General features: G+C 67.4%; 9 protein-coding genes and 3 pseudogenes. 4 read left to right on the forward strand and 8 right to left on the reverse strand.

The features are described from left to right. From ABZ656_RS53965 to ABZ656_RS53985, 5 genes and pseudogenes are all read right to left on the reverse strand, one after another. The coding region (locus ABZ656_RS53965) for a transposase (protein ID WP_360279503.1) at positions 1-391 on the reverse strand (391 nt) is incomplete at its 3' end. Between the two features lie 65 nt (positions 392-456). Then, positions 457-927 (reverse strand): annotated as a pseudogene (locus ABZ656_RS53970) (IS5 family transposase); the annotation flags it as partial. Positions 928-1,016: 89 nt separating this feature from the next. Beyond that, entirely contained in the window at positions 1,017-1,433 is a 417-nt protein-coding gene (locus ABZ656_RS53975; RefSeq protein WP_360279506.1) for a transposase, read from the reverse strand. Positions 1,434-1,604: 171 nt separating this feature from the next. After that, the gene (locus ABZ656_RS53980) at positions 1,605-2,024 is read right to left on the reverse strand and encodes a hypothetical protein (protein ID WP_129592332.1); all 420 of its coding nucleotides are present in this window, start codon (positions 2,022-2,024) and stop codon (positions 1,605-1,607) included. A gap of 500 nt (positions 2,025-2,524) precedes the next feature. Then, positions 2,525-3,066, reverse strand: a pseudogene (locus tag ABZ656_RS53985) (DUF6882 domain-containing protein). 168 nt (positions 3,067-3,234) lie between these two features. Here ABZ656_RS53985 and ABZ656_RS53990 point away from each other — a divergent pair. The 3 genes and pseudogenes from ABZ656_RS53990 to ABZ656_RS54000 all read left to right on the forward strand — a co-directional run bounded on the left by ABZ656_RS53990 (position 3,235) and on the right by ABZ656_RS54000 (position 4,606). Continuing rightward, positions 3,235-3,549 carry a transposase family protein gene (locus ABZ656_RS53990; protein WP_360279509.1) on the forward strand — a complete coding sequence of 105 codons (315 nt, stop codon included), beginning with the start codon at positions 3,235-3,237 and terminating at the stop codon, positions 3,547-3,549. A 192-nt stretch (positions 3,550-3,741) separates the two neighbouring features. After that, positions 3,742-3,924 (forward strand): annotated as a pseudogene (locus ABZ656_RS53995) (transposase); the annotation flags it as partial. A 169-nt stretch (positions 3,925-4,093) separates the two neighbouring features. Then, a complete protein-coding gene (locus tag ABZ656_RS54000; protein WP_360279521.1) occupies positions 4,094-4,606 on the forward strand; it encodes a hypothetical protein in 513 nt (170 codons plus the stop codon). A 98-nt stretch (positions 4,607-4,704) separates the two neighbouring features. Here the strand turns inward: ABZ656_RS54000 and ABZ656_RS54005 are convergent, their stop codons facing one another. Beyond that, a complete protein-coding gene (locus tag ABZ656_RS54005) occupies positions 4,705-5,274 on the reverse strand; it encodes a TIGR03086 family metal-binding protein (protein WP_101406384.1) in 570 nt (189 codons plus the stop codon). A 310-nt stretch (positions 5,275-5,584) separates the two neighbouring features. Here ABZ656_RS54005 and ABZ656_RS54010 point away from each other — a divergent pair, with 310 nt between their 5' ends. Further along, the gene (locus tag ABZ656_RS54010) at positions 5,585-6,154 is read left to right on the forward strand and encodes an HNH endonuclease signature motif containing protein (RefSeq protein ID WP_360279512.1); all 570 of its coding nucleotides are present in this window, start codon (positions 5,585-5,587) and stop codon (positions 6,152-6,154) included. A gap of 186 nt (positions 6,155-6,340) precedes the next feature. On the opposite strand, the gene ABZ656_RS54015 is transcribed toward ABZ656_RS54010, so the two are convergent. Both ABZ656_RS54015 and ABZ656_RS54020 read right to left on the reverse strand, forming a co-directional pair. Further along, entirely contained in the window at positions 6,341-7,207 is an 867-nt protein-coding gene (locus tag ABZ656_RS54015) for a methyltransferase domain-containing protein (protein WP_360279515.1), read from the reverse strand. Positions 7,208-7,301: 94 nt separating this feature from the next. Then, positions 7,302-8,213 carry a hypothetical protein gene (locus ABZ656_RS54020; protein WP_360279518.1) on the reverse strand — a complete coding sequence of 304 codons (912 nt, stop codon included), beginning with the start codon at positions 8,211-8,213 and terminating at the stop codon, positions 7,302-7,304. Positions 8,214-8,395: the final 182 nt, after the last annotated feature.

The following is an 8,395-nucleotide window of genomic DNA, read 5'->3' on the forward strand; positions in this document are numbered from 1 at the left end:
GTTGCGCAGGCGGCTCAAGGCGCTGCAGTACCGGCACAGCATCCTCGGCGGGTTCCTCGCCGGGACTGGCCTCGCTCTCGACAGACCGAACTGACTCTAAAACGCCGAAGTCAGTAATCACTCCTTCGGCGTCGGCCCGGGCCTGCAACTGTTCGAAGATGCGGTGCCAGGTGCCGTCCCGCTGCCAGCGCCGGAACAGTCCGTATACCGTCTCCCATGGGCCGTACCGCTCGGGCACGTCCCGCCACGGAGCACCGGCGCGGGTGCGCCAGCGTATGCCGTCTATCAGCTGCCGCTTGGCGTGCACCGGCGGCCGTCCGGACTTCTCCCCAACCGGGAGCAGCGGTTCCAGCTTCGCCCACTGCGCATTCGTAAGATCGTGCCTCCCCATGAAGTGGATCTTGACACATCAAGATCCACTTATGAAACATGCCCTAGGACGTGTTTGAGATGTGTTCACAGCGCCTGCCGTATCAGGGCGAGTTGGACGGTCGCTTCGTAGCGGACGGCGAGCTTGTCATACCTGGTCGCGACACCCCTCGCCTGCTTCAGAAGGCCGATCCGACACTCGACAGCGTTGCGGTCCTTGTACAGGTCCGGATCGTGACCGACCGGGCGGCCGCCGCGAGAACCCTTCTTCTTGCGGTTGGCGACCTGGTCGGCCTTCTCCGGAATGACACAGCGGATGCGGCGTCGCCGCAGGTAGGCACGGTTGGCGCGGGAGGAGTACGCCTTGTCCGCGGCAACGGCGCCGGGTCGGGTGCGCGGGCACCCGACCGGGCCACGCACCTTGATGCCCTCCAGTACCGGGACGAAGCGGGGGCTGTCGGCGGCCTGTCCCGGAGTGAGGACGAACGACAGCGGCCGGCACCGGCGTTCGGCCGCGAGGTGGATCTTGGTGGTCAGCCCACCCCGGGAACGGCCCAGTTCAGCCGCACGGAGCCGGGCTCTACACCGCCGCCGTAAACGCCGCCGCTCCTCACGCACCACGTCGTCGCCGTCCTCGTCCGGCGTAGCTACCGGTGCGCTTTGCCCCTTTCGAGAAGCCCCTTTTCCTCGGCGACGGCCTTCTCCAGCTCGTCCAGCAGCTCAGGGTCGACGGCCATCCCGGCCGCGTGATGATGAGCACGCGCGACCGTGGAATCCACGCTGACCAGGTCGAGATCAACCTGGTCACGGGCCGCCGCCTCGGCAATCATCCCCTCCATCAGCATCCGGAAGGTCCCGGCCGCCGCCCAACGCTGGAACGCACCGTAAACGGTCGACCAGGAGCCGTACTCCTGCGGCACGTCCCGCCAGGGGCACCCAGCCTTGAACCGCCACATCACAGCGTTGAACAGCCGCCGCAGGTCAGGGACCGGGCCGCGCTCGCCCAACGGCAAGAACAGCTCGACCAACTCCCACTCGACATCCGAGAGATCACCACGCGCCACCCTCGACCACTACCAGGCCCAGCCGCCCGCCACCGGCGAATCCCTGTGCCGACGTACGACAGTTGTCACCAATATCTTCGCTGAACTGCTGTTTCGCGTGGGTGAAGCATCGCAGTCGTCATCGAATCGGCACGCTACCTGCCACCGAGAGCGCGGCCAGTAGGGTGGCTGTCACCGACCCGCCTGAATCCACTGCGACCAGTCCTCGATGCGTTCAGCGGTGACCGGTGTGACCAACGTGCCCGCCGGATGAGCAGAAGCGACGGTCCTGAACCTGCCTCGCCGAATGCGCCGACGCCTGCCCGGCAACGGTTCGCCTGCCGCGACCTGAACCACCTCGCATGTCGGCTCCCCGGGTCCGCCAAGTAGGTAGTTCACGCCTGGCTTTAGCTCTTGTGCAGGTACAGAGACCGGGAATTCCTCCGAGCGCATGGTTCGAATTGGCTCCACGAGCGTCATCGTCGGCGCCTGCGGCTCGATGTTGATCACGTAGCCGCCGCGGGCGAATTCGTCGTCGTCCTCATCATCATCGTCAACCGGAACGTAGTCATTGTGCTGGGCTCGGCGGTTGTGCCGCTTCAGGAACTTCATGGTTCATTTTCCCGCGACGCAGACCGCGGCACGCCGGGAGGCAGCTGACCAGGCCATCGGCTCCGGATCTCCCAACACTGCGCTGTCGATCTTGATGACAACAAGCCTGCCTGGTGACAACCATCGTGCTTCGGCTCAATCCCAAAACCAATGATCCGAACCCGGAACAGGCTCTAGTCGCAGGACCGTGCTGCGGCTGACCGGTGCACCGACGATGTCGGCCAGGCGGGCGCCAGCTCGGCCCGCGAGCGCGAGACCGATCGCGGCCAGGGTCGAGCGGAGCCGCTCGCTCCGCTGGCCGTGCCTTCGGGTCAGGCCGGGTATCTGCTCGACGAATGTGAGACGTGCACTCGGCGTTCCGGCAGGTAAATCGGTGGACCCGCAGCTGGAGTAAGACGCTTCGTCCCGCACTCGGAATATCAACGGGAAACCGCGTGTAGGAGCCGCTCGGCGCCTGAGCACTGAGGCCCAGGCGCCGAGCTCCGCCCAGCTCTCCGGCGCTAGTCGATATTGATGTTGAAGCTGGAGACGTTGCCGTCGGCGGCGGTCAGAGTGACCGGACCGAACGTGGTGATCACGGCGGAGTTGCCTCCCGGGCCCCGGTAATAGCCGGTCGCCTCGGTGACCCGAACAGCCAAGGCCACAAGCGTCCCAGCGGCCTTCTCATCGGCCTCGATCTTCGGCTGGGCGAGAGCGGGATGCCCGTTGTCTTCTGCCCAGTCCCGGAAGCTGCGGGCGTCACGGCTCATGTCGGGGAGGATGCTCTTGTTGGCCCAGGCCCACAGCCACGAGCCGAGCCGGGGCTGAAACTGCCGAGGATCTGCGCGGGTGCTGTCGCCGTCTTGTCAGGGAAGGTCCAGGTGATGATGCCGGTCGTCTGGTCCAGATCCCAGCGGTCCGCTGAACCCAGCCCCCAGGACATGTGGGCACGACCCAACTGTTCGATCATGTCTTCGCCCTGCAGCAGCAGGATGCTCAAGTCGGCTCGCTCCCCGGCCTGACCAGCACTCTCCGCCTCATTGGCCCGCTTGAACATTCCCATGCCGCGGAGTCTGCCAGAGGCCACTGACCAGTCGACGATGACCCCTCACACCTGACACCCCGCCACCGACAGGGTGGGGAATTACGGGCTCTGGCGAAGATCTTGTGACGCAGTCGGTGTCAGCGGTGGCTGTGATCATGGCTCGAGTGTCCTTCGCAGAGTTTCGAGGTGCTGTTCCCTCATCTGGCCGGTGTCGTGGTGGAGTTGGTCGAGCGGGCTGCGGCCGGGGTGGTCACGATGCATGCGCGGGCCCGCTCGGCGGGTGCGGACTGCCCACACTGCGGTAGTGCGTCGGGCCGGGTGTACGGCCGGTACATGCGACGGCTCGCGGATGCCGCGGTCGGTGGCGTCAGCGTGGTGATCGAGCTGCTGGTGCGACGGTTCAAGTGCCCGAACCCGGTGTGCCGGGCGGTGACGTTCGCCGAGCAGATCGCCGGGCTGACCAGCCCGCACGCCCGCTACACGCCACTGGTCCGTGAGTAGTTGACCTCGATCGCCCTCGCGCTGGCCGGCCGCGCGGGAGCCCGCCTGGCCGGGGTGCTGGGCCTGTGCGTCGCCAAGGACACCCTGTTACGTCTGGTCCGCGCCACGCCGGAAGAACCCGTCGGGAAAATCCGCGTCCTCGGTGTCGATGATTTCGCGCTACGGAAGGGCGACTCGTACGCCACGATCCTGGTGGATCTGGAGAGGCGGCGCCCGGTGGACGTGCTGACCGGCCGGGACGCCGAACCGCTGGCCGCATGGCTGAAGGGCCATCCGGAAGTAGAGATCATCTGCCGGGACCGGGCCGGAGCCTATGCCGAAGGCGCCCGCAGCGGCGCCCCGCAGGCCCAGCAAGTCGCCGACGCCTGGCATTTGTGGCACAACCTGGGCGAGGCCGTCGAAAAGACCGTCTCCGCCCACCACGCCTGCGTCCGCACCGCGTTCGAGAAACCCGTCGCTGGTTGGCGGGGCGACCGGTGCGGTGATCTTCGTCAACCCCACCATCCGACTCAGGGCGGAAGACATCCCACGCAGTCTGCTGCCGATGAGCGACGCCGAAGTGCTCGTTGTCCAGCGGGTCGCTGTCACCCCGGCGCAACGGCTGATCGTCGCTCTGGCTGCCGTCCACGCCGCCCGCGCCACGGCCATCCGCCGCCTCACTTTGGACGATCTCGACCTGTCCAACCGCCGGATCACCATCGCCGGACACGGCCAACGGCTCGGCGAACTGCCGTACCAGGCCCCGCTGGCCTGGCTCGACCAGCGCCGGGCCACCTGGCCGAAGACCTCCAACCGGCACGTCCTGATCAACGCGAAGACAGCCCTGGGAACCGGGTCCGTCAGCCCCGAATACCTTAAACGGCACCTGCTGCACCAGGGCGTCTGCCTCGAACGCATCCGCGGCGACCGGGTCCTGCACGAGGCACTGACCGTCGGGGCCGATCCGCTGCGTCTCGCTCTGGTTTTCAACCTGTCCCACACCACCGCGAGCCGCTACGCGGCCATCGCCCAGAACCTGCTCGACGGCCAGATCGAGCAGACCGCCGGGAACGAATGAGTCCCCTGCCCATCAGGTGCTCACGCCCTGCCTCTCACCGATGTCCGGAGGTCATCAGCGGGCGTGGCTTCGGGGCGGTCAGTTGCACTCGATCGGTCTCACAGCTGTGGTGGGACCGGGCGGCCGAGAAACGCGGCAAGGCGATCGATGGCCGGAGCGGGCTCCTCGACGGGTTGCGGCTCGGAGAATCGTCCCGTTCGGGACTGGGTGGAGAGTTGGGCCTGAGCGAACGCCAGGGCCCGCTCGGCAATGTCTTCGGGCAGCCGGGCAGGGATTTGGGTGGCCTGGGCGAGGTCCCATCCGTGAGCGAGCAGATCGTACAGGCGGATCTGCAAGCGCTCGGCGCCCGTGGCACTCCCCAAAGGTCCGCGATAACTCCGCTCCAGCACCCCAGGGCCGGAGAAAGCTGCCAGCAGCGCAGCACTGGAGGACCGGTAGGCTCCGACCGGGTCGTCACCGAGGCGGTCTACTCCGCGTTCGGGCATCGGGCCGCCCTCGATCATGGCGGCGAACACCAGGTCCATGCCGACCAGGTGGGCCACCACCTCGCGCACGTTCCATTCCGTGCATGGCGTCGGCTCCTTCCACTGCTCGGGGCGGACCTCGGCGAGCAGGTCGCCGACAGATGTGCATGCACGTGCGAGATCTTCGACGGAAACGGTAGTCATCCGGGGAGACTACGGCGTCAATTGCCAGGCTGCCCAAGGGATTTGCGTCGGTGCGGAGAAGCCCTGTCGAATCGGGCGACCGCGCGTTCGCTGAGCGTCGATGGGTGGCAGCTGTCGCAGGTACCTGCCCCGCTCACTAAACGCAGCGCCGACGAACCCACCGCACTTCCGAGCACACCTGCAGAAGACGCCGTGGGTTCCCGGTGAAAGCCCCTCAGTCACGCTGAACCCACGGCCCACGTGCCGGTAAGAGCTCTGTCACCAGCTACAAACGGATCATCGGTTGCGCTGCCGACGAGGGAGGGGAACGGTGCTGGATCGCCGCGCGTACGTCGAGGCCGCACATGCCCGTGCGGAGGGTGAGGAGTACCGGCCTGCGCTCGCGCGGGCGCTGGGTCTGACCGTGGATCAGGTCGGTGCGTTCCGGGATGTGGGCGCGTACGTGGCCGCGGTGGAGTCGGGGACGGTGGACGGCGAGGAGCTGCGGGCCCGACATGCGGTGATCCGGTTTCACTGGCGCGAGTTGGGCGAGCAGGGGCGCCGGGCGCTGCGGCGCATGCTGAGGCGGGGGCAGGATCGGCGGCGCCGGGCGCGGCTGGCTGCCGTGGAGCGGGAGGCGTACACGCGGGAGGAGATCGGTGAGCGGGACGGTTGGGAGTGCGGGCATTGCTTGACGCCTGTGCCGCGCGAGGCCGATCCGCGTGCGCCGCAGGTCGACCACATCACGGCGATAGCCGAGGGTGGGGCTGATACGCGGGACAACGTGACGATCTCGCACCGGTACTGCAATGCGGACCGGTGGGGTTTGCGTCGGCGGTGTTCTACGGCACAGGCGGCGGAGCGGCTGGCGCGGGCCGTGGTGGCGTACGAGGCGCGTTGAACGTGGTCCGGGTAGGGCGTAGCGCCCGTTGTTTGCGGCTGGTGACAGAGTTCTTATCGGCACGTCCGCCGTGGGTTCAGTGCGACTGAGGTGCCTTCACCGGGAACCCACGGCGTTTTCGGCAGGCAGGCATGAAAGTGCGGTGGGTCCGTCGCCGCTGAATCGGCAGGTCCTTCACCACTGGGCTCACTCGGCGCGCTGTCCGACACGGAGGACGCTCAGATAACGGCGTGATGCTCGGTCGCCCATCCGCGTGCGGATGCGCTCGGCTACTGCGTCGAGCAGGGGCTCACGGACGTCGCGGTCGAGCCTCCGATACAGCGACAAGGAGCGAAGGTGATCGGCAAAGCCGTCTCCGTTGAACCATTGAACGGTCGGGTACCAGCGCACGATCGTTGGGCCGAACAGTCCTCCGGGATCGTCGACCAGGCCCCAGCCCTCGTCGGTGGTGCGCACGTCGTCCTCCAGGGGAGGATGACCCCAGCCGGGGTTCCCGGGGCAGAACTGCTCGTGGAGATCGGCGGTCTCGGCGTATACCTCTGGCTCTCCCGGCCGGCGGACAACGACGTGACCGAGCAGCGCCATCCAGCCTCCGGGATGGAGCACGTCGTGCGCCCGTTGCCAGCCGATCGACGGGTCGACCCAGTGCCACGACGACGCAGCCACGAGAGCATCGAAGCGTCGGCCGCGGTCGTCCCACTCCTCGAACGTCGACGTCTCGACTTCGACGTTGCGGAAGGATGCGATCCGTTGGCGAGCGAGTGCGGCCATGTCTGCGCCCGGCTCGATGGCGGTCACTGAGCATCCGAGTGCTGCCAGCGAGCGCGTCGCCTGACCGGTGCCGCAGCCCACCTCCAGCACCGACGACCTGTCGTCCGTGCCGGTGACGGCGACAAGGTCCGCGAACAGCTCGTCGGGGTATCCCGGCCGGACCCGGTCGTAGAGCTCCGGCACCTCGTTGAACACCCGGCCGAGGTCGTGTGGATTCGGGCGCATCTTCGGAGCATCAGTCACGAGTGCACAAGCTATGAGGTTCGTCCACGGGGACGCCACTGGTTTAACGGCAGCTCCTCGACAGCAGCCGTGTCGGTCCTTTCTGTCTGCTCTGCCAGCGTCGTTCGGTCGCGGATCCCTTTACGGGCGGCCGTCAAGAGCGCCCGCTCTCCCTTCCGACCGCATCTCGGTGGACTCCCGTCTGGTCGTCGAGCAGGTTCTGGGCGATGGCCGCGTAGCGGCTCGCGGCGGTGTGGGACAGGTTGAAGACCAGGGCGAGGTGCAGCGGGTCGGCCCCGGCGGTCAGTGCTTCGTGCAGGACCCTGTCGCCGCGGATGCGTTCGAGGTAGACGCCGTGGTGCAGCAGGTGCCGCTTGAGGTATTCGGCACTGACAGGCCCGGTTCCCAGGGCTGTCTTCGCGTTGATCAGGACGTGCCGGTTGGGAGTCTTCGGCCAGGTGGCCCGGCGCTGGGCGAGCCAGGCCAGCAGGGTCTGATGAGGCAGTTCGCCGAGCCGCTGGGCGTGTCCGGCGATGGTGATCCGGCGGTTGGGCAGGTCAAGATCGTCCAAGGTGAGGCGTCGGATGGCCGTAGCGCGGGCGGCGTGGACGGCGGCCAGGGCGACGATCAGCCGTTGCGCCGGGGTGACGGCGACCCGCTGGACGGCGAGGACCTCAGCGTCGGTCATCGCCAGCAAGTTGCGCTGGATGTCTTCGGTTTTCAGGCGGGTGGTGGGGTTGGCGAAGATCAGGCCGCGCTTCTTGGCGAAGCGGAACAGTGAGCGCGGTGCGGCGATGGCGTTGCGCCGCTGCCATCCGCACAGGGGTGACAGCCCGGCCATAACGTCGGTGACGGTGATCTCGCGCAGGTGCCCACGGGTCGTCGCCCAGTTCTCCAGCAGGGGGCGGACGCCGCCGAAGTAGACGTAGGCGCAGGTGCGAGATCGGGGCTTGGCACGGCTGTCGCCGTCGAGCAGGACCAGCAGCCAGGCACGAACGTCGCTGGCGAACCCGGCGGTGCGGTTCTCGATCCAGGAGCGGACCGCCAACACGCTGTCGTCTTCCAACAGCTCCAGTTCGGTGAGGACCTCGGCGACCCGAAGGCTGGAGGCGTGTCGCGGTATTCGCGCACGGACTTCGGTGAGGCGTCCCCCGGAGTGTGGACACGGAGGTTCATGCTGCGAGTGTGAGTTTACGTGCTCTCTGCTGTTGTTGTTCGAACTCGGCTGGCGAGAGGTAGTTGAGAGCG

It is taken from the genome of Streptomyces sp. NPDC007095 (assembly GCF_040634475.1).
Lineage (GTDB): Bacteria > Actinomycetota > Actinomycetes > Streptomycetales > Streptomycetaceae > Streptomyces.